Origin of the sequence: Mesorhizobium sp. Primo-A, from assembly GCF_003997175.1 — a bacterium.
In the GTDB taxonomy this organism is placed as follows: domain Bacteria; phylum Pseudomonadota; class Alphaproteobacteria; order Rhizobiales; family Rhizobiaceae; genus Mesorhizobium; species Mesorhizobium ciceri.
The window spans coordinates 85,760-105,030 of the sequence record NZ_RZTG01000002.1; the positions used below are offsets into that span (position 1 = coordinate 85,760).

A 19,271-nucleotide genomic window follows, 5' to 3' on the forward strand; every position below is an offset into this window, starting at 1 on the left:
CCCGATGAGCTTGCGTCGAATGGCCGACGCCAATGTCTGGCATTGGCCACCGGCCGGTCAGTAAGAACCGCGCGACATCCAGACGGCCGGGACGGTCTTGATGATGATGCGAACGTCCTCGAACAGCGACCAGTTCTCAACATAGTGACGGTCGAAGGCGACGCGGCTGTCATAGGACACATCGTTGCGGCCGCTGACCTGCCACAGGCCGGTCAGGCCCGGACGCGATTTCAGATAGTAGACGGCGGATGTGCCATAGATCTCTAGTTCGTCGCGCACAACCGGACGCGGACCGACAAGGCTCATATCGCCCTGCAGGATGTTGATGATCTGCGGCAACTCATCGAGGCTGAGTTTCCTCAGCACTGCTCCAACGCGGGTGACGCGCGGGTCGTTCTTCAGCTTGCGGGTCGCGATCCATTCCGCGTTGGCGTCCGGGTTGGTGGCGAGATAGGCTGCCAGCACCTTGTCGCCGTCCGGAACCATGGTGCGGAACTTCAGGCACGGAAAAATCCGTCCGCCCCGCCCGATTCGCCTGTGGCCGTAGAAAATCGAGCCACCGTCGGAAAACTTGACGAGCAGCGCTATCATGACAAATAGCGGGCTGAGGGCGATCAAGCCAATCAGTGAACCGGTGATATCGAAGCTGCGTTTGAGCAGGCCGCCGATCGGCGGCGGAAAATCGATGTCAGCCTGCGAAAAGCTCGCGGTGGCTGACTTGGCAACGTCCCTCATGCCGTAAACTCCATGCGTTGAACGAATGGTTCACCACACGATACCAAAAAAATGTTGCAGCGCAACACACAATTTACCACCCCGTTGAAATAGTCACGTCATGAAATGACTAAATAATAAGCTTGCCATGCACAAATTTCGGCATATTTAGCACATTTGTGACAATAAATGGGCACAGCCGAAAAAATAGAGGCCTTTGTGGGGCGGTTTTTAGGCGGACCTACCTATTTGCCAAGGCGAGGTACAAACTAGTGCTTCATCATGCCGTGATGCTTGGTCAAAACCATATAAAATACTACTTAATATTGGCCATTTTACTGAAAAATATCGACGAGAGGATATCGGCCTAGCTCCCGTTGCGTGCATTGCAACATGGCAGAGTCGATCGCAAAAGCTCGATCAAAAATAACCGAAGTTGCCCTTGCCGCCTATTGCTCGCCTTAATAGAATTGCAAATTATACCTGTCACGGTGACGACAGGTGGAAAAGGCCGGAAGCAACCGGTCGAGAGTGGGCGACCTTAACAAGCCCACATGACAAGGGACGGCGCTCGGGTGGGGCAATCGCGATAATACCCGAGCCGGTTTATGGGCTGTTGGGTATGGCACTTCCAAAATTCATCCTCGGGATGATTTTCGCTCTGGCGATCGTCGTCGGCTGGTCCTGGCTGGGCGGTGCGTCGATAGGCACGATATTGGTGCGTGTCATCATCTGCGCCGTGACCATTCAGGCTGGCTATTTCGTGCTCATCTACACCATGATCGCCAGGAGCGCGCCGACGCCTGCCGACATAGCTCGTGACGCCGAGCGCAAACTGAACGCACCCGAGGTCGCCGAAAGCGAGAAGCTGGGCGGTGCCAGGCGCGGCCTGCATTGATGCAGACTGCTCAAACGTGGCCGGTTTGGCGGCAACGACATCCTTCGAGACAAAGGGACCAAAGCGCCGCGTGAATCCGTCTCGGCGCGACGCGTCTTGGTCGCCGGCTCACGCCACATCAGCGGGTTCGCTCTCCGACTGTTCCCCCAACAGCATCCTCGACAACCGGCTGCCGGTTTTTTCCTTCAGCCGCTGATATTGGCCGACCTCGACGATACGGCCGTTTTCCATCGCCACCACCCAGTCGGCGAAGGCGATCATCGACGGCCGGTGCGCGATGGTCAGGATCGTCATCGTACCGCGTAATCCATCGATCGACCTGGCGATCAGCGACTGGTTCTGCCAGTCGAGCGCGCTGGTCGCCTCGTCGAGAATGAGCAGCGACGGCTTGCGCAGCAGCGCGCGCGCGAGCGCGATGCGCTGGCGTTCGCCGCCCGAGAGCCGCACGCCGCGATCGCCGACCACCGTCTCGAGCCTGAGGTCGAGCCGTTCGACAAACTCGCCGGCGTGCGCCTGACGCAGCGCGGCCCACAGATCGCCATCGCTGGCCCGTGGCGCGGCGAGGCGCAGGTTCGCCGCGATCGTGTCGTGCAGGAGGAACACGTCCTGCGGCACATAGGCCACCTGGTCGCGCCAGCGACGGCGATTGCTGGCATCGATCTCGACGCCATCGACAAGCATCTTGCCGGTGGTGGGCTCCAGCAGGCCAAGCAGCATGTCGGCGATCGTGCTCTTGCCCGATCCGGACGGGCCGATCAGGGCGGTGACCTTGCCGGCCGGCAGGCCGAAGGTGATGCCGCTCACCACCGCCTTGTCGACAGCATCTCCGTAGGCGAAGGACACGCCGCGAATATTCAATCCCTTATTGAGGGAGAGTGTCCCGGCGTCGGCGAACTCGGTATGGCCGGGCTCGCGTTCGGCGTCGAAACGTGCCTGCAGGCTGCGCATTGCCGTAAAGGCGGGCAGGTTGATCAGCACTTGCTGGGCCTGCGTCTGCATGTCCATGAAGCGCGGCGCGATACGCATGAAGACCAGGAGCAGGACGACGATCTCGGCCAGCGACAGATTGAAGCGGACCAAAGCCACATAGATGAACAGGCTCAGGCCCACGACGCTCGCCACCTGGAATACAGCAGTGCCGATGGTGCTGTTGCGCACATAGTCGATGTTGTCGGCCTTCATCCTCTCAAGCGTCGACCGCAGCTGCGCGAAATAGCTGTCCTCGACGTTCAGGCTCTTGGCCACCTTGATGCCGCCGAGAAATTCCGAGACCGTCCGGTACTGGTCCTGGCGATTGGCGGTCAGCACACGGCCGAAGGCAGTGGCCCGTGCCCGGAAGGGCCGCAGCGCCACGAACATCAGGATGCCGACGACCACGGCAAACAGCGTCATGACCGGCGAGATAAACACGGAAACCAGGAGATAGCCGGCCAGAAGAACGGCGATTTGCACCAGCATCAGCAGTGAGAAAGCCGCGCCCTGGACGCGGTCGATGTCGCCGGTCAGGGCATGATCGAGATCGGAACTGCGCATGCGTGTAAAAACGCCCCAGCGCGCCTTGCCGATGCTTTCGAACAGGTTCATGCGAACGCGATTGATGAAATCGAACAGCAATTTGGCCATGTAGACCGACTTGAAGCGATTGAACGCCGCCTGCGCCGCAACAAGCCCGACCAGCGCGCAAAGCACGGTCGTCAGTTGCAGCGTGCCATCAGGCACCAGCCAGCGCACGAAATCATCGTTGGGCAGCCGAACAGCGAAATCCTGGTCGGCACGTCCGACCAGATGCAGCAGCGGGACGAGCAGCAGGATCGAAATGCCCTCGGTCAGGCTGCCGAGGATGAGGAAGAACAGCGCCGTCCACGTTCGCCGGCCGCCGATCCGGGCAATGGTGGCGCCGAAGGCGGCAATTTCTCGAAACAGCGACAGGCGAAGGATTGGGGGCTTCGACATGGTTGCGCTCACAACCGCCGGCTGCCAGCCGACAGATCCTTTTCGATCAGTTCCACGGCTTCGCCGATCCTGTCCAGGCCCGTCGGGACTTCCAGCCGGTACACGCCGATATGGTTGGCAATCCATGAACATTGCCGAAGATGCGCCGTCGCGAAGTCGCCGGGCAGGGCCGCGCGGCCGAAGCGCGTCACATAGGAGAATTTGATGATGGCCGGCAGGGCGGCAATGGCGGGCAAGGGCGTGATGTCAGCCCTTTCGCCGCGCTCGAGGATATAGATCCTGGTCGCCGGCACCTCGTCGCCCGAAAAGCCACCGTTCAGGCGATGCTGCATCTTGTCGATCGCCGCATGCACTTGCGGCCGCACTTCCGCTTCCCCAAGCGAGATCGCCGCCGCGGCGTCGGCCGCCAGCTTGATCTGCGGAAAGCCCGGAACGGTCATTGGCTCACTCGGATTGGCGAGGTCCAGCGCCACCACGTCATCGGTAAGCAGTCGATGCCCGGCCCGGATCATCGCACTTGCGGTCGTCGACTTGCCGGCTCCCTTGTCACCCATGAAGATGGCGCTCGTGCCGGCGGCGGCGATGGCACTGGCATGCAGGACAAGCAGGCCGCGCCGGTGCAAGAGCAGCGCCATGACCGGACCAAGCAGCGGAAACGCGAGCAGCGCGTCGTCGACGCCGGGCGCCGGTTCGATGTCGATACGGCTGGAATCGGTGATCAGGAACGCGCCCACGGCATGCCACGCCAGATATTGCCGGTCCGGCTCGAAGCGAAAGTCGGTCGCGGCTTCGGGCGAGGGCTTTGGCAGGTCGATCGCGCCGACGGCAATCACGACATCCGCCGCCCCCGGCGTCGCCGGCTGCAGTTCGGGCAACGTCACCTCCGACGCGATGGTCAGGCCGTAGGCCCGGTAGAAGCGGCGTTCTCGCTTGGCCCGGCCATGCGAAAAGGCATCATCATTGCATAGAGCGAGCGGCTCGTTGCGCGGCATCATGCGGGGCTCCCGCCATGCTTGAGCTGCCGCAGCCAGAGCGACAGCGAGGCCGAGCGCCAGACATACTGGACATCCAGGGGGGCTGCCTGATCGGGCTGGCGCAGCAGCCGCGCATAGGCAGCACTCACTTGAGGCAGATTGACGTAAGGCGCGATGCGGTTCGCATCCGAGACCAGCAGCTGTTCCAGGAGGTCGCGATGGTTGCGCAGCATGCCATTGAGGAGATTGGCAGTGAAGTCGATCTTGTCGCGCCGCCACTGCACCGCCTCCGGCAATACGCCTTGCATGGCGCGGCGCAGCACATAGCGGCCAAAACCGTGGCTCAGCTTCTCCTCGCCCGGCAGCGCCAGGCAGAACTCGACCAGCGGCTTGTCCCAGAAGGGGTAGCGCGGCTCGACCCCGAAATTGGCGGCGGCCTTGTCGAGAACCTCGAAAGCATGCGGGACATAGCCGTTCGACAGGATCCAGCGATGGCTCAAGGCATCGCTGGCCTGGACGCCGGGCGGCATGTAGCCGGCCCGGTGAAACCGGTCGACAAGCTCGGTGCGCTTGGCCAGGTCCGGATTGATCAGGTCGCGCCAGCTTCGTGCGCGCGACACTTGCGCGGGCTTGCGGATCTTGTTCAGGGCACGGTTGGCCATATGCCTCAGCCTGGCGATGCGCCAGGCCGGCCCGTAGAGGGTCAGGAACTGGAGATAAAGGCCAAGCGTGCTGTCGCCATAGGTGTTGGAGGCGCTGCGGACCTCGCGCCACAGATCCATCCATCGGCCGCCATTCGCAAGCTCGTGCAGGTGGCCGTGGCCTTGTGAAACGACCTCGTCGCCACCATGGCCGTCCAGCAGCACCTTGATGCCCTTGGCGCCGGCAGTCCGGTAGATGCCGCGGGTGAGCGTCAGGCCCGGCGCCAGGAACGTTCCTTCCTGTTCTTCCAGCACGCGCTCGAATTCGGCAAATGGGGCATAGTTGCCAACCGGGATCAGCGTCGCGTCGACCTTCTGCTGGTCGAGAACGGCATCGATGAAGGGCCGCTCGTCCATCGGCGAGCCCTTCTCGAAAATCAGCGAGAAGGTTGGCAGCCTCGGCTTGCGCGCGGCGGCATTCTGCAGGCCGGCGACACAGGCGATAGACGAGGAATCGAGGCCGCCGCTCAGCATTGCCCCGACCGCCGAGGTCCCTCGCATGCGGTTGCGCACCGATTGCGAGAACAGATGGGCGAATTCCTCCGATGCATCCGACCGCAAGGGCCGCGCCGACGGCTCGATCTGCCAGTATCGGCGCAGCATCACTTGTTGCGCGGTGACGGTTAGGCTGTGGCGGGCCGGCAGGCTGAATATATCGCTGTAGGGGGTCGACTGCGGGTCGTCGGGAAGCCCGGCCAGGAAGCCGGAGATCTGGCGCTCGCTGACACGTGCGCGGATACCCTCGACGCCCAGGATCGGACCGATCTCCGACGCAAAGGCAAAACGCCGGTCCGCCGCGTGGTAGTAGAACGGCTTGACGCCAAAATGATCGCGCGCGCAAAACAGCGATTGCCGCTCGTCATCCCAGATGGCGAAGGCGAAATCGCCTTGCAGATGCTCCGGGCAGGCTTCGCCCCAGCGCAGGTAGGCCCGCATCAGCACGATCGCGTCGGCTACCGACTGGTCGCGGATACCGAGCCTGGCCAGCAACTCGTCACGGTTGTCCAGCCGGCAATCGGCGGTGATGGCGAGCCGGCCCCCAGCCATCGTCAAAGGGCCCGGACCGACTTCATCCGATGTGTTGAGCCAGGCGTGGCCAAGGGCGATGCTGGTGTCCAGCCACCAAGAACTGCCGTCAGGACCACGATGGCGCATGCGCGCCAGCATTTGCTGAATGTCGGCCGCCGCGACCGCCGGTGCGTTTGCTCCGCGCAACAGGATTCCGGCGACGCCGCTCATCGGCTGCCGTGGTCGACGAGATGGGCGAAGCCGTCGATCGATCCGCCAAGCACGATATGGTTGTCGCTGACCAGCCAGGCATGTGCTTTCAACTGCTCGCCTGTGCCACGTTCGATGCCGATGCGTACCGTCGATTCATTGCCTTGGCGGGCGAGAATATACTGGCCGGAGAGCGCCTGGGTCAGGCACGTGGCGTAAGGGACGAAACGGGCCGCGGCGGCAACGCCCCAGGCGACGCGCCGCAGTTCGCCCATTGAGGCGCACTGCCGCGCGTCGAGGCGCGTCACCAGGCTGCGTACACGATTGTAGGACAACAGCGTCAGCCCCAGCCGAACTGTCGCCACCACCAGCAGGCAATGGCCAAGGAAGATCATTTCCGAGCCAGTCAGGGAGAAAATCCTGACCAGCCCGCGCCGGCTTCCCCCGCGCTTCGTCTGCTTGACGTTTGTTTCTCTCGCCGGTTCCTGCCGTAAAGCCGTGGCCCGCGAAGACAAGGCCGGCGAAACCAGGGCCCGTGAAACCAGGGACTTGTGCTGGACCGGCTTAGACAAGTGCCTCATGATGCCGTCTCGCAAGCCCATTATCGGCCAGGCCCTTCAGCAATGCGTCGACATCGGCCTGGCAGCGCACCGGGTCGACATTGTAGCGCGCAAGCACGGCGCTGCGGATGTCGCCGATCGACCGGGGTTCCTGGATTAAATCCCAGATGAAGGCGCCGACGCCATTCAGGCTGTAGTAGACATTGGATTTGAGATTGAGCAGCGCCAAGCCATCGCCGAACTCGCAAGCCACGGCATCCTTGGTCGCGCACACGCTATCGTGGTCGCCCAGATCACGGTCGGATAGCTCCCCGTTCATCCCCAAACCTCGCTGACAAAACGCTGCGACATCTCCAGGCGGCGCAGGAGAAATCGGGAGGCTGGCCCCCCGACCCCTCTTACGTCTGCTTTTGAATCCAGAGTCCCAACATGTCACTCTGGAATCGGCTGTAGGTCTCAGGAGAACGTCAGGTCGCCAATCGGCGTATGCGCGGGGAACGATGCGTCGATCGCCGTGCTGCCGCCGCCGCCCTGGGTGATGGTCTCAATCGAACCATGGACCGTCAGGCTTGGCGTTTCATATTCATGCTTTTCAACATTCTGTTCCATTTTACTCTCCGATTTAGGACTGGAAACGGCCTGTCGAGTGCCGTCAGCACTTTTATGCTGCAATGCAATAGCTGCACGGCAGCATTTATGAGTCAAGACTGTTTTACTTTCTGTTAATCAATTACGGTTGCTGGCGTCGTCACATGAGCGGCATGCCTAAAACTTGTCATTTTTTAGCCGATTCCTTGTGCACGACGATCGCGCCTGTGCTGATTCTTTAAGCATTTGATTTTGCTTGCATAAGCCGTTTGCGTTGTGCCTATATTTAGGCCTCTCTAATGAAAAGAATTTCCATTTGAGAAATCGTCCGGAGATTGCCTAAGCGGACGTGGCAAGGGACATTTCAACCGCGGTTTTCACTGCTTTCCGATGCCACCTCGATAGACGCTTTGGTGGCAAAAATTCGCACTGCAGAAGGAAAGGCTTTACGGCATCGAGGTTTTTGGTGATGCTTGCTTCGCACTTGCAGCATAAGTGTCGGCGCGAAACGCTTTCTTGGGAGACTGTGCGCTAAATGGCCTTGCCGGATGGCTCATACGAACGATTGCGCGCCGCCGGCTGTGCCGGCGAGGTGGCCTATGTGCAGGCTTGCCTGCGATTGTTTTTCGCCGGCCCGGGCGCGGGCGACGTTTCGATGCGCCATCTTGACGGTGAAAAAATTGCCGAGATTGCCAGGCTGAACAAGGTCGCCGTCTTTGTCCTCAAGGCGCTTTCGCGCGCACCCGCGCTTCAGAGGCCAACTAAGCTTTTCCAATGGCTCGACACCTACCGCAGGAAAACGGTTTCGATGAACGCGTCCTGCATCATGGATTCGATGGCGATCCAGGACGTGCTGCGCGCCAGCGAGATCGATTTCGTTTTTCTGAAGGGTCCGTTCCAGCAGCAACTTCTCTACGACGACCATTTTATGAAGCCCTCGGGCGATGTCGACATCCTGGTTTCGCCGCTCGGATTTTTCAGGGCGCGTGATGCGCTTCGCAAGATCGGCTATGAGGTATCAGGCAAGTCGAGCTCCGTCTGGTGGGTCCGCTTCCTCGGCGAACAGCACATGACCCGGGACGACGGGCCGAGGTCGTCCACCGTCGATCTCCACTACCGCCTCCAGCAGCCCGGCTCGCCAAGCCCGCGCGACGCGGACGGGTTCCTGCGGCGCAAGCGACAGGTCGAAATCGCCGGTGCGACGGTGCCGTTCACCTCGGTGGCCGATACATTGCTTTTGTCCTGCATCAGCGTCGCCAAGGCACTTTTCAACCGGGAACCCTGCGCCGGATACGTCTGTGATATCGGCGCCAGCGCCGGCCGCCTCGACGAGGCGGATCAGCAGCGTTTGCTCGATGCCGCTACCGCGCAAGGTCTGGACGACACGCTGCTGCTTGGCCTGCGCGCCGCCGACGTGCTACTCGGCGGTGCCGGCACGCTGCTGTCGCAGCGCGCGACCAGGATCCTGCCGCGCATCGGCAATGAGGATCTGCTCAGCATGGTCATCGCGCCGTGGCTGCCGTCGCTGCGGTGGCCGCAGCGGCGAACGGTGCTTTGGGAACTGTGCGGCCGCGCGCCGGTCCGCTATCTGGCCGAAGCAGGCTGGGCGGCGTCCGCCGATATCAGCCGCCGCATCTTCGAGCGGCCGGCGAGTCGCTGAGGGTAAATTGGATGCTGATGGCAATTCTGTAGTGCATCGAACGAGTACGGGGCGAGGGCAAATCGATATTACCTGTACGAGAGGCAAATCCATGTCGATGACGAAATCCGAGGTCTGCGTGATCATCGCGGCAAAAAACGCCGCAGCGACAATCGCCGTCGCCATCGCATCCGCATTGCGCGAACCGGAAGTGGCGGAGGTCGTGGTCGTCGACGATGCCTCCACCGACGACACCGCCGGTGTCGCACGATCCGCCGATGATGGCAGCGGGCGGCTCTCCGTGATGCGCCTCGATGTCAATCGCGGCCCCTCCTTTGCCCGCAACGCAGCCATCGCCGGCTCGAAATCGCCGTTCATCAGCATTCTCGATGCCGACGATTTCTTCCTCGAAGGCCGGTTTCGCAACCTGTTTGCCGGCGCCGATTGGGATTTCGCCGCCGACAACATCATGCTGATCAGGGATGATGCGACAGGCGACGCGACGAAAATCGTCGCGCCGCAATTTGCCGCCGATCCGGAATTCCTCGATTTCGAGCGTTTCGTCGAAGGCAACATCTCCAGGCGCCGCGTGCAGAGGGGCGAACTGGGCTTTTTGAAGCCGGTGATCAGCCGTGCCTTCCTCGACCGCCATGGGTTGAGCTACGACGAGAGCCTGCGGCTGGGCGAGGACTATGAACTCTACGCCCGCGCGGTCGCATGCGGGGCGCGGTTCAAGGTCATTCGCTCCTGCGGCTACGGCGCCATCGTCCGCGCCGATTCCCTGAGCGGCCGCCACAAGACCCAGGACTTGAAGCGTTTGGCCGATGCGGATCTGGCGCTGCTGGCGATCGACAGCCTGCCGGAAGGCTCGAAGGCGGTGCTGCGGCGGCATGAACGGCACGTGCGCGACAAATATCGGCTGCGTAATTTCCTTGACGTCAAGGCCGAGCGGGGGCTGGGCTCGGCTGCGGCTTACGCCTTCGCCAGCCTGTCCAACCTCGTCCCCATCGTCCAGGGCGTGGCTTCCGACAAGCTCGAGGCGCTGTTTCGTCGTGTCGGCCTTGTGTCCAGCCAAAAGCCTGTGCCGCCGCTGCGCTTTCTGATGGCCGGAACCAGCACGGGCAAGGAACGCTGAGAGCGGTCCCGATGCAGCGATTTGTCCACTCGCGGCATGTCATCACGCAAACCATTTCGGTCGGATTTATGAGTTTACGAATTGGGTGGTTGCCTCGCGGCTCCGACGATGGCAGTCTATGTTGCGGTGCAGCATAGTGGACGACCAGCCGAACTTGGCCCCCGATCGGATTGGTCTGATGTCTCTCCCTCAAAAGGAGCACGACAACGCAACACGAGTTTTTGAGCCCCGGCTGCGGGGATCGGCCAGAAGCCCGGCCCACAAGCCGGCGATGACGGGAACCTGAGTTCATGGCCTCGATATTCGGTTTCAGATCAAGGGATCCGGCCCGCGACCGTCAGGCCGATGTTTCACGTCTTGATCGTCTGGCAAAGCTGTTCGAGCAGATTGCGGCCGAGATCGAGGCCGAGAGAACCGGGCTTGAGAATCGCTACCGGACGACGTCGACCAACGCCGCCTTTCTGGTCGAAGCGATGGAAAACGGCTCTGCTTCCGACAAGCGGTCTTCGGAAGTCAGCGCACTGACACAGTCGATCCTGAATTGCGAGCGCCGCATCGCGGCGCTGTCGCGCCAGGACGGCATGATGAAAGAGCTCCGTCATTCGCTGGATACGGTCTTTGACGAGGATGCCTCCTCGGCCGCCGCGGCGGAATTCGCCTGGCCGGCAGGCGCCGGCAGAGGTTGAACGTGAAGGCTCGGAACTGTTGCAACAGATTTGATGCAAGGCGGGAAGCAGAAGCAATCGAGAGGGTCACAAGGAAGGTCAAGGTTGGCCCGTGCAGGAGCGGTTCGAACGTCGACTTTGGGTTGGGGACACACAGCGCAAAGGTGAGTTTGGTATGAATTGGAATCCGAAACCTACGACGGCAATTGACGCACCGCCTCTCGCATATCGGACCGGACAAGCCGCCCGGCGGCTGGGGTCGCTCGGTGCGTTGCTGCTGGCTGCTCTTGGCGGTTTCCTGGCAACCCCTTCCCATGCCCAGGACATTCCGACATCGCCGTCCTTTGTCGATGATTTCAAAAGCTTCGACCGCACGCGCTGGTATGTTTCCGACGGCTGGAACAACGGCAGCCATCAGAATTGCACCTGGTCGAAAAATATGGTCGAACTGTCGAATGGTGTGCTGTCGCTCGGCTTCGAAAAGCAGACGCTGAAGGATCGCGACTACGTCTGCGGCGAGATCCAGACCAAGCAGCGCTTCGGCTATGGCACCTATGAGGCACGGCTGAAGACCGATACCGGCTCCGGCCTCAACGCCGCGTTCTTCACCTATATCGGTCCAAGCGACAAGCAGCCCTGGGACGAGATCGACTTCGAGGTCCTGACCAAGGACACCTCCAAGGTGCAGGTCAACGCCTATATCGCGGGCAAGGGCAAGAACGAGAAACTGGTCGACGTACCGGGCGGCACGGAGAAGGCCTTCAACGACTACGCCTTCGTCTGGCAGAAGGACAGCTTGCGATGGTACGTCAACGGCCAACTGGTGAACACGATTACCGACCCGGCGAAGCTGCCCAGCCATGCACAGAAGATATTCTTCAGCTTTTGGGGCAGCGATACGATGAAGGGCTGGATGGGAGCGTTCGCGGATCCGGGCCGCAAGCTTTCCCTGCAGGTCGAGCGGGTCGCCTTCACGGCGCTCGGCGAACCCTGTCAATTTCCGGAATCGCTGGCATGCAGTGTAAAGTAGTTGGGAAAGTCGATTTGAACCGGCGGGGCCGAAAACGGTCCGCTGCCTTGCATGGGAATGAAACCGAATGAATTTGACGGTGTTTGGAATTGGCTATGTCGGCCTCGTGCAGGCGGCGGTGCTTGCCGAAGTCGGGCACCAGGTGGTGTGCGTCGACATCGACGCCGCCAAGGTCGAGCGGCTCAACCAGGGCCTGGTTCCCATTTTCGAACCCGGTTTGGAAAACCTCGTCAAGGAGAACCATGCCGCCGGCCGCATCAAGTTCACAACGGATGCCGCCGCCGCTGTCAGGCACGGCGAGATCCAGATGATCGCGGTCGGCACGCCGCCGGGCGAGGACGGCTCGGCCGACCTCAAATATGTGCTGGCAGTCGCCGAGACCATCGGCCGCGAAATGGACAAACCCAAGATCGTCGTCGGCAAGTCGACGGTGCCGGTCGGCACCTGCGAAAAGGTGAAGGCCAGGATCGCCGACACGCTGAAGAAAAGAGGCCGCGAGGACCTGGCTTTCGATGTCGCTTCAAATCCGGAATTCCTCAAGGAAGGGTCCGCGGTTGCCGACTGCATGAAGCCGGACCGCATCATCGTCGGCACCGACAGCGAGGACACCGAGGCTGTGATGCGCGAACTCTACGCGCCGTTCAATCGCAACCACGAGAAGATGATCGTGATGGACGTGCGCAGCGCAGAATTCACCAAATATGCCGCCAACTGCATGCTGGCGACCAAGATCAGCTTCATGAACGAGATGGCCAATCTGGCCGAACAACTCGGCGCCGACATCGAGGAGGTCCGCAAGGGCATCGGCAGCGATCCGCGCATCGGCTACCATTTCATCTATCCGGGCCTCGGCTATGGCGGCTCGTGCTTCCCGAAGGATGTGCGGGCGCTGATCAAGACCGCCGAAGGCGTCAAGTTCGACGCCAAGCTGCTGCGCGCCGTTGAGGAGCGCAACAACGCACAGAAATCGGTTCTCTTCGACAAGGTGGACCGCTATTTCAAGGGCAACCTCAAAGGCAGGACCTTTGCGCTCTGGGGTCTGGCCTTCAAGCCCAACACCGACGACATGCGTGAGGCGCCGGCGCGCGTCCTGATGGAGGCGCTCTGGAAGGCCGGCGCCAATGTGCAGGCCTATGATCCCGAGGCGATGCAGGAATGCCAGGCCATCTACGGGCTGCGCGACGACCTGCTTCTGTGCGGCACCAAGGAGGCGGCGCTGCGCGGCGCCGATGCGCTGCTGATCGCCACAGAATGGAAGAGCTTTCGCGCGCCGTCCTTCGACGCGGTGAAGGACGCGCTGACCACGCCGGTCATCTTCGACGGCCGCAACCTCTATGACCCCAAGGTCATCGCCCGCCATGGCATCGAATATCACTCGATCGGCAGAATGGCGGCATGAGACCGGGCCCTGTCAGACGGATGCAAGACCGGTCCGCACACGGCCTGCGGACGCTGGGGTTGAGCGCGTATTTCTGTGTGGAGTTGTAGCTGATGGTGCTGGACGTAAAGCCGGAGCAAATCACCAAGGATCATTTCGATCTCGTCGCGATCGGTTCCGGCTTCGGTTCGGCCTTCTTCCTGCATGAGTTCGCCAGGCGCCGAAAGGCGCGCATTCTGGTGCTGGAGTGGGGACGCCACAACACCCATGAATGGCAGCTCGAACAGAACGTCAACACCGACATCGAAGACGAGACGACCTACAAGACCAATTCCGACAAGCCGTGGAACTACACGATCGGACTGGGTGGCGGGACGAACTGCTGGTTCGCGCAGACGCCAAGATTTCATCCCAATGATTTCCGGCTGAAAAGCACCTACGGCATCGGTAATGACTGGCCGATCAGTTATGACGACGTCGAGCCGTTCTACTGCGACGCGGAAGACATCATGTCGATCTCCGGCGACCCCGACATGGCGGCGATGCTGCCCCGCTCGAAGCCGTTTCCGCAACCGCCGCATCGCATGTCGACACCGGACAGGATGATGAAGGCGGCGCAGCCCGACCAGCACTTCGTCATGCCAACCGCGCGGGCTCGCGTGCCGACCGCGCAGCGCAGCTCGTGCTGTGCCAATCTGCGTTGCTGGCTGTGCCCGGTCGACGCCAAATTCACCGTCAACAACGGGTTGATGCACGTCTTCGAGCATCCCGACATCTCGGTCTGCCTCGGTGCGGAAGTGCGCCGGCTCGATCACGTCGGCGGTGCTGTCCGTTCGGTCACGTTCAGCCATGACGGCAAGGAATACCAGGTCAGCGGCGATCTCTTCATTCTCGGCGCCAATGCCATCCAGAGTGCGGCGATCATGCTGCGATCCGGCCTGGGCGGCGAATTTGTCGGCAGCGGCCTGCATGAATCCTACGGCTGGAATTTCGAGGTCTATCTCGACGGTGTCGACAATTTCGACGGCAGCACCATCACAACCGGCCTGAATTTCGGCCTCTATGATGGTCCTCACCGATCGGAGCATGCGGCGGCACTGGTCTATTTCGAGAACCGCTGGCAGCACGGAATGCGTGCCGAAAAGGGGCGGCTACGCCAGGCGCTGCCGTTGGTCGTGGTCACCGAGAACCTGCTCGACCCCGAGAACTACGTCACGCTTGACGCGGATGACAATGCCTTCGTCAGCTTCAAGGCGCCATCGGACTACGCGGTGAAGGGCATGGCGCGCGCTCTGGAGAAATTGCCTGACCTTCTGGCGCCGCTGCCGGTCGAAAAGCTCTTCGACCGCGGCATTCGGCCGACCGAATCGCACGTCCAGGGCACGCTGAGGATGGGCACCGGCCCGGCCGATTCTGTGGTCGACAGCGGCATGATCCACCATCAGCTCAGAAACCTGGTCGTCGTCGGCACCAGCACCTATCCGAGCTGCTCCTGCGCCAACCCGAGCCTGACCGCGGCAGCGCTGTCCTTGCGGGCGGCGAGCCGGATCGCGTGAAAGGAGGTATCGCATGATCGAGATTTCCAGACGCTCGGCCCTGGCCGTCTTGGCTGGCGGAGTGGTTTCGACGGGGGTCGCCTACGCCACCGTTTCCTCCTTCTCGGACGAGGATCTGGTGCGCGTCACGCTGGAAAAATATCTTGGCAAGTTGAACATCCGCATCGAGCATCTGCAGCAGTTCGTGCTGGCGTTCCGCGACAGGAATCCATGGAATTTCCCAAGCGAAAAACTGAGTGATGCCGTCACCCTGGTGGAGGAGCTCAAACTGGGCGCCGCGCGTCGCTTGCTGCCCCGGCGGAAGCGGGAAGATCTGCTGCATTTCGACCGCTGGGTCGTCGCCGAATTCCATATGCTGACGGACTACGCCTGGCGCAGTTCGCCCAACGACCCGATCCGGTTTACCGGCTGGCAATCCTGTACCAATCCCTTCGCCAATCTGGAGCCGCCGAAACTTGCCTGACGTCGAAAGCGAGGCGGCGGCCTTTGCCTGTTGTCTCCGAGCAAGGAATACGAGATGCGACAAGGAGCCCGATCATGAAAGTTCTCTTTGCAGGCGGCAACGGCTACCCGCCCGAGTTCAGTGGCGGCGTTCAGTCGAGCACGCATCATCTGGCCGAACAGTTGATCGAGCACGGTCATGAAGCGGCTGTGCTCGCCGCCCTGTTCGGTGACGGTGTCTTCGGCTTCAAGGCACGCGCCAAGATGAAGCTGTTGCGGCAGCCGGCGGTTGTCGACAGCTATCCCGGCTATCCGGTGGTGCGGGCCTGGTTTCCCTGGGAAGCGGCGGGTTATGCCGTCGACAGGCTGAAGCCCGATGTCGCCGTGGTCCAGTGTCACAAATCGGTTCCGATCGGCAAGGCGCTGCAGGCGGAGGGCGTGCCTCTGGTCGTTTATCTCCGCAATGTCGAGTTCCATGAACTGGGCGGCGATCTGCGCGAATTGCATTCGGCGCTTTACATTGCCAATTCGGATTTCACCGCGCGAACCTACAAAAAAGAATTCGGCATCGAGGCAGCGGTGATCCCGCCAACCATCAACCCGGCGCATTACTCGACGCCGACGACGGGCCAGTTCGTCACGCTGATCAACCCTTATGAGGAAAAGGGGTTTGAGCTCGCGGTGCGGATTGCCGGCGCCTGCCGCGAAATTCCATTCCTGTTCGTCGAAAGCTGGAAGCTCGACGACGATCACCGGGCGCGGATCGAACAGACGATCGCTCCCTTGGGCAATGTCGTCCTGGAGAGCCGCACCAGCGACATGAAGACGGTCTATGGCCGCACGAAGATCCTGCTTGCTCCCAGCAAGTGGGAAGAGGCGTGGGGCCGCGTCGCTTCGGAGGCCCATTGCAGCGGAATCCCCGTTATCGGTTCGCGGCGCGGCGGTCTGCCCGAGGCTGTCGGCTCCGGTGGCGTGGTGCTGGATTACGATGCTCCGCTGGCCGATTGGGTCGCGGCCGTCAGGCGGCTGTGGAACGACAACCAGGAATATGACCGGCTTTCCAGTCTCGCTCGCAGCTTCGCCGGGCGCCCGGAACTCGATCCCGATCGCCAGTTCATCACCTTCTTCTCGATACTGGACAGGGCCATGCAGCAGCGCGCGCGACAGGCGGCCTGACGACGCCGCCTGAGCAGGTCAGGCCGGACGCTTGACCCGGCTTTTCAGCGTCTCGTAGCCGCGGGCGCCAAGCAGTGCGCGGGCAATGGTCTTGGCGGCGCTCTTGCGGCCCTCTTGCGACTTGATCTGCCGCAGCCTTGCCGGCAGGTTGCGGGCCGCCTGGCCAAGTGCCGGCAGCGACAGCGCGTCGGGGAAGCTGACCATATGCGTTTCGACGCACAGCACCGGCTTGCCTGACAGTTCGGTGATCTTCAGCGCCTGTTCGTGCTCGCTCTCGATGAACAGGATGGCATCGGACTTGCGGTAGAAATCGGCCTTGAAACTGCCATGCGCGCCGAGTCGTTGCCGTTCCGCCTTGCTCGGCAGATCGAGCATGATCAGCTGGTCGTATTTGATCTCATGCTTGGCGAGCCATGCCTCGGTGAGCGCGCGGTATTTCTCCAGCCGGCTGGTGACCAGCCAGCCGATCCTGTGGGTCGCGACATGGAGCGGCCGCGCTTCGCTGAGGAATTTCTCATAGGCCGGGCCGTCGTCGTTTTCCGCCTCTGTCGGGTCGAGGCACAGCACGCCGTCAATGTCGACGCAGCATTGCGCCAGGAATTTGTGATGCATGAAGTTCCACTGGAACATGCGCGGATGCGGCACGACCTCGAAGACGAGGTCGGTTTCCTGGTGCAGGGGCTCAAGGCCGAACACGGCGGCAAAGGTGAAGTCCGCCTCGATGCCCGCAGCCTGGATGCGGGCGCGTGCGTCGCGCATGGCGTTGCCGCCGGCGACGCTGTCGTCGATCACCAGCACCTTGCGCATCTCGGAAACCTTGCGGTCGAGAGCGGCCCGGCGCTTGGTGACGCCTGATGTGTAGATTCGCCCAGCCAGGAAGCTGTCGAGATCGGTCATCGGAATGTTCGCCGCAAGGCTGACCAGCGTCGCTGCCAAAACGCCGCTTCTCGGCACACCGACGACCAGGTCGATGTCGCGCGGCAGCCGGTGCAGGCCCCTGACGATGGCGTCGTTCATATCGGAGATCGATCGGTAGTGCATGGTTCAGACCTGGTCCTGGAGGAGATGTCCGTAGCAGTCGAAGACGCCCAAATTATTGCGCTTCGCGCGGCGCTGCCGCAGGCAGCCTTGCCGGCAGCATCTTGAGCGCCTCGCGCAAGGCTTCGCGGCCGGAGGCGAATGCCAGTGCGATGATGATTGTGATGAGGTAGGCGAACACGGCGCTGCTGGCCAGGGCGACGACATGCTGCTGCGGCAGCAGTGGCTTGACGAACCAGATCGCGGCCAGCGCCAGATGGGCGCCAAGCACGAACGGCGTTGCCGCGCGCAGCACATGATGCGCCTGCAGCGGTCCGCTCTTGCCGACATAGAGCCATAGGAACGGCGTCCGCAGATATTCGCTGATCGCATAGGCGATCGCCACGCCCAGCGCGCCATAGGGCAGGCCGAGCATGAAAGCCAGCACCGACGTCACGGCCGTTATGATGCCCCAGCGCATGAAATCGCCGGAGCGGCCCTGGCTGACGAAAAGCCACCCCGCCGGATTGTTGAGCGGCTGCAGCAGCCCGGCAAAGCCGAGCGCCAGGAAAATCGAGGCGCTTGCGCGCCATTGCTCGCCGAGCACGAAGGGGATCAGCACATCCGACATCGCGGTGGCGAAGGCGACACCGGGAAGCGCCACCAGCAGGATCAGCGGCATGACGCGCAGATAGGCGCTGCGGTAGCGATCCGGCTCGTCCTTCAGCCTGGAAAGTGCTGGAACCATCACCTTCGACAAGGGGTTGGTGATCTGGCTCAGCGGAAACAGAAGCAGCTTGTAGGCGCGGTCATAGAGGCCGAGCTGCGCCTCGCCCCAATATTTGCCGATCAGCACGTTGTCGAGGTTGCGGGCAAAGAAATTGGCGAAGTTGAAGCCGGTGATGCCGGCGCCGAAATTGATCAGCTCGCCGATGCCGGCGACCTTGCGCGGCAGGCCCGGACGCCAGCGCGAACTCGCCCAGTAGCAGAGCGTCGGCAGCACGGCACCGGTCAGCGTGCCGGCAAACAGGGCCCAATAGGAGCGATCGATGAAGGTCCAGGCGATCGACACGGCAAGCCCGGCGATGGCGCTGGCGACGTCGATGACGGCCAGCCGGCCGAACTGCATACGGCGCGTCAAGAGCGCCAGATGCTGGGCGCCAAGCCCATAGGCCATGATCTGCAGCCCGAACGCAGCCACCAGACCTGTCACGCGCGGCTCGCCGTAGAAGGCAGCAACCAGGGGCGCGGCACCCGCAAGCACGCAAGCCAGGATCGCGCTGACGGCGACATTGATCCAGAAGAGGTAGTTCACCTCCTCATGCCGGATGCCTGATTTCTGGATCGTTGCCTGGGTCAGGCCGAAATCCTGGAACAGTGCGATAAAGGCAAGCACCGGCGCGCACATCGCCACGACACCGAAATCCTGTGGCGACAACAACCGCGACAGCACGATAACCGACAGAATCTGTGTCGCGACCCGCACCGATTGCGCCATGGCCGTGACAACCGCGCCGCGCCCAACCGATTTGCGCAAGGAGCCTTCTGGCGGATCGAATGCATTGGCTTCCAAATTCAGGATTCCTGATTTTTTACGTGGATTTTCGAGCCCGAAAATCCACGACCGC

18 protein-coding genes are annotated in these 19,271 nt (G+C 61.9%); 9 read left to right on the top strand and 9 right to left on the bottom strand.

Annotated features, from left to right (window positions below; all coding sequences use genetic code 11):
- Nucleotides 1-57: 57 nt before the first annotated feature.
- On the bottom strand, nt 58-735 hold the full coding sequence (locus EOC83_RS03210; RefSeq protein WP_013528120.1) for a sugar transferase: 678 nt from the start codon (nt 733-735) through the stop codon (nt 58-60).
- Nucleotides 736-1,336: 601 nt separating this feature from the next.
- Between EOC83_RS03210 and EOC83_RS03215 the strand changes: the two genes are divergently transcribed.
- A complete protein-coding gene (locus EOC83_RS03215; RefSeq protein WP_013528119.1) occupies nt 1,337-1,612 on the top strand; it encodes an exopolysaccharide production repressor ExoX protein in 276 nt (91 codons plus the stop codon).
- Between the two features lie 108 nt (nt 1,613-1,720).
- Here EOC83_RS03215 and EOC83_RS03220 read toward each other — a convergent pair whose 3' ends face one another.
- The 6 genes from EOC83_RS03220 to EOC83_RS03245 all read right to left on the bottom strand — a co-directional run bounded on the left by EOC83_RS03220 (nt 1,721) and on the right by EOC83_RS03245 (nt 7,627).
- A complete protein-coding gene (locus tag EOC83_RS03220) occupies nt 1,721-3,565 on the bottom strand; it encodes an ABC transporter ATP-binding protein (protein ID WP_063169879.1) in 1,845 nt (614 codons plus the stop codon).
- A gap of 8 nt (nt 3,566-3,573) precedes the next feature.
- Complete coding sequence (locus EOC83_RS03225) at nt 3,574-4,560, bottom strand: serine kinase (RefSeq protein WP_063169880.1); 987 nt, start codon at nt 4,558-4,560, stop codon at nt 3,574-3,576.
- Nucleotides 4,557-6,479, bottom strand: coding sequence for a lasso peptide isopeptide bond-forming cyclase (locus tag EOC83_RS03230; protein WP_063169881.1), 1,923 nt, complete (start codon nt 6,477-6,479; stop codon nt 4,557-4,559). The genes EOC83_RS03225 and EOC83_RS03230 overlap by 4 nt, the downstream gene beginning before the upstream one ends.
- A complete protein-coding gene (locus EOC83_RS03235; protein ID WP_244514257.1) occupies nt 6,476-6,853 on the bottom strand; it encodes a lasso peptide biosynthesis B2 protein in 378 nt (125 codons plus the stop codon). The genes EOC83_RS03230 and EOC83_RS03235 overlap by 4 nt, the downstream gene beginning before the upstream one ends.
- A gap of 169 nt (nt 6,854-7,022) precedes the next feature.
- On the bottom strand, nt 7,023-7,337 hold the full coding sequence (locus EOC83_RS03240; RefSeq protein ID WP_027164264.1) for a PqqD family protein: 315 nt from the start codon (nt 7,335-7,337) through the stop codon (nt 7,023-7,025).
- Between the two features lie 137 nt (nt 7,338-7,474).
- A complete protein-coding gene (locus tag EOC83_RS03245) occupies nt 7,475-7,627 on the bottom strand; it encodes a lasso peptide (protein WP_010913078.1) in 153 nt (50 codons plus the stop codon).
- Between the two features lie 514 nt (nt 7,628-8,141).
- Between EOC83_RS03245 and EOC83_RS03250 the strand changes: the two genes are divergently transcribed.
- The 8 genes from EOC83_RS03250 (at nt 8,142) to EOC83_RS03285 (ending at nt 16,626) form a co-directional block, all read left to right on the top strand.
- Nucleotides 8,142-9,266 carry a nucleotidyltransferase family protein gene (locus tag EOC83_RS03250; RefSeq protein ID WP_013528113.1) on the top strand — a complete coding sequence of 375 codons (1,125 nt, stop codon included), beginning with the start codon at nt 8,142-8,144 and terminating at the stop codon, nt 9,264-9,266.
- 91 nt (nt 9,267-9,357) lie between these two features.
- Nucleotides 9,358-10,380: a glycosyltransferase gene (locus EOC83_RS03255; protein ID WP_013528112.1), complete on the top strand. Its 1,023-nt coding sequence runs from the start codon at nt 9,358-9,360 to the stop codon at nt 10,378-10,380.
- 290 nt (nt 10,381-10,670) lie between these two features.
- Nucleotides 10,671-11,066, top strand: coding sequence for a hypothetical protein (locus tag EOC83_RS03260; RefSeq protein WP_024501833.1), 396 nt, complete (start codon nt 10,671-10,673; stop codon nt 11,064-11,066).
- 154 nt (nt 11,067-11,220) lie between these two features.
- A complete protein-coding gene (locus tag EOC83_RS03265; protein WP_024501832.1) occupies nt 11,221-12,075 on the top strand; it encodes a family 16 glycosylhydrolase in 855 nt (284 codons plus the stop codon).
- Nucleotides 12,076-12,142: 67 nt separating this feature from the next.
- Nucleotides 12,143-13,474, top strand: coding sequence for a UDP-glucose/GDP-mannose dehydrogenase family protein (locus EOC83_RS03270; protein ID WP_013528109.1), 1,332 nt, complete (start codon nt 12,143-12,145; stop codon nt 13,472-13,474).
- Between the two features lie 92 nt (nt 13,475-13,566).
- Nucleotides 13,567-15,009: a GMC family oxidoreductase gene (locus EOC83_RS03275; RefSeq protein WP_063169883.1), complete on the top strand. Its 1,443-nt coding sequence runs from the start codon at nt 13,567-13,569 to the stop codon at nt 15,007-15,009.
- A gap of 13 nt (nt 15,010-15,022) precedes the next feature.
- Nucleotides 15,023-15,472, top strand: a complete 450-nt coding sequence (locus EOC83_RS03280) for a hypothetical protein (RefSeq protein ID WP_013528107.1) — start codon at nt 15,023-15,025, stop codon at nt 15,470-15,472.
- 74 nt (nt 15,473-15,546) lie between these two features.
- Nucleotides 15,547-16,626, top strand: a complete 1,080-nt coding sequence (locus EOC83_RS03285; RefSeq protein WP_024501831.1) for a glycosyltransferase — start codon at nt 15,547-15,549, stop codon at nt 16,624-16,626.
- A gap of 18 nt (nt 16,627-16,644) precedes the next feature.
- On the opposite strand, the gene EOC83_RS03290 is transcribed toward EOC83_RS03285, so the two are convergent.
- Complete coding sequence (locus EOC83_RS03290; protein ID WP_013528105.1) at nt 16,645-17,667, bottom strand: phosphoribosyltransferase family protein; 1,023 nt, start codon at nt 17,665-17,667, stop codon at nt 16,645-16,647.
- A gap of 52 nt (nt 17,668-17,719) precedes the next feature.
- Nucleotides 17,720-19,216, bottom strand: coding sequence for a lipopolysaccharide biosynthesis protein (locus EOC83_RS03295; RefSeq protein WP_063169884.1), 1,497 nt, complete (start codon nt 19,214-19,216; stop codon nt 17,720-17,722).
- Between the last annotated feature and the right edge of the window lie 55 nt (nt 19,217-19,271).

Bases quoted from the DNA above. Each gene is read 5' to 3' on its own strand.
- EOC83_RS03210 (WP_013528120.1), bottom strand. From the start codon at position 735: ATGAGGGACGTTGCCAAGTCAGCCACCGCGAGCTTTTCGCAGGCTGAC.
- EOC83_RS03215 (WP_013528119.1), top strand. From the start codon at position 1,337: ATGGCACTTCCAAAATTCATCCTCGGGATGATTTTCGCTCTGGCGATC.
- EOC83_RS03220 (WP_063169879.1), bottom strand. From the start codon at position 3,565: ATGTCGAAGCCCCCAATCCTTCGCCTGTCGCTGTTTCGAGAAATTGCC.
- EOC83_RS03225 (WP_063169880.1), bottom strand. From the start codon at position 4,560: ATGATGCCGCGCAACGAGCCGCTCGCTCTATGCAATGATGATGCCTTT.
- EOC83_RS03230 (WP_063169881.1), bottom strand. From the start codon at position 6,479: ATGAGCGGCGTCGCCGGAATCCTGTTGCGCGGAGCAAACGCACCGGCG.
- EOC83_RS03235 (WP_244514257.1), bottom strand. From the start codon at position 6,853: ATGATCTTCCTTGGCCATTGCCTGCTGGTGGTGGCGACAGTTCGGCTG.
- EOC83_RS03240 (WP_027164264.1), bottom strand. From the start codon at position 7,337: ATGAACGGGGAGCTATCCGACCGTGATCTGGGCGACCACGATAGCGTG.
- EOC83_RS03245 (WP_010913078.1), bottom strand. From the start codon at position 7,627: ATGGAACAGAATGTTGAAAAGCATGAATATGAAACGCCAAGCCTGACG.
- EOC83_RS03250 (WP_013528113.1), top strand. From the start codon at position 8,142: ATGGCCTTGCCGGATGGCTCATACGAACGATTGCGCGCCGCCGGCTGT.
- EOC83_RS03255 (WP_013528112.1), top strand. From the start codon at position 9,358: ATGTCGATGACGAAATCCGAGGTCTGCGTGATCATCGCGGCAAAAAAC.
- EOC83_RS03260 (WP_024501833.1), top strand. From the start codon at position 10,671: ATGGCCTCGATATTCGGTTTCAGATCAAGGGATCCGGCCCGCGACCGT.
- EOC83_RS03265 (WP_024501832.1), top strand. From the start codon at position 11,221: ATGAATTGGAATCCGAAACCTACGACGGCAATTGACGCACCGCCTCTC.
- EOC83_RS03270 (WP_013528109.1), top strand. From the start codon at position 12,143: ATGAATTTGACGGTGTTTGGAATTGGCTATGTCGGCCTCGTGCAGGCG.
- EOC83_RS03275 (WP_063169883.1), top strand. From the start codon at position 13,567: ATGGTGCTGGACGTAAAGCCGGAGCAAATCACCAAGGATCATTTCGAT.
- EOC83_RS03280 (WP_013528107.1), top strand. From the start codon at position 15,023: ATGATCGAGATTTCCAGACGCTCGGCCCTGGCCGTCTTGGCTGGCGGA.
- EOC83_RS03285 (WP_024501831.1), top strand. From the start codon at position 15,547: ATGAAAGTTCTCTTTGCAGGCGGCAACGGCTACCCGCCCGAGTTCAGT.
- EOC83_RS03290 (WP_013528105.1), bottom strand. From the start codon at position 17,667: ATGCACTACCGATCGATCTCCGATATGAACGACGCCATCGTCAGGGGC.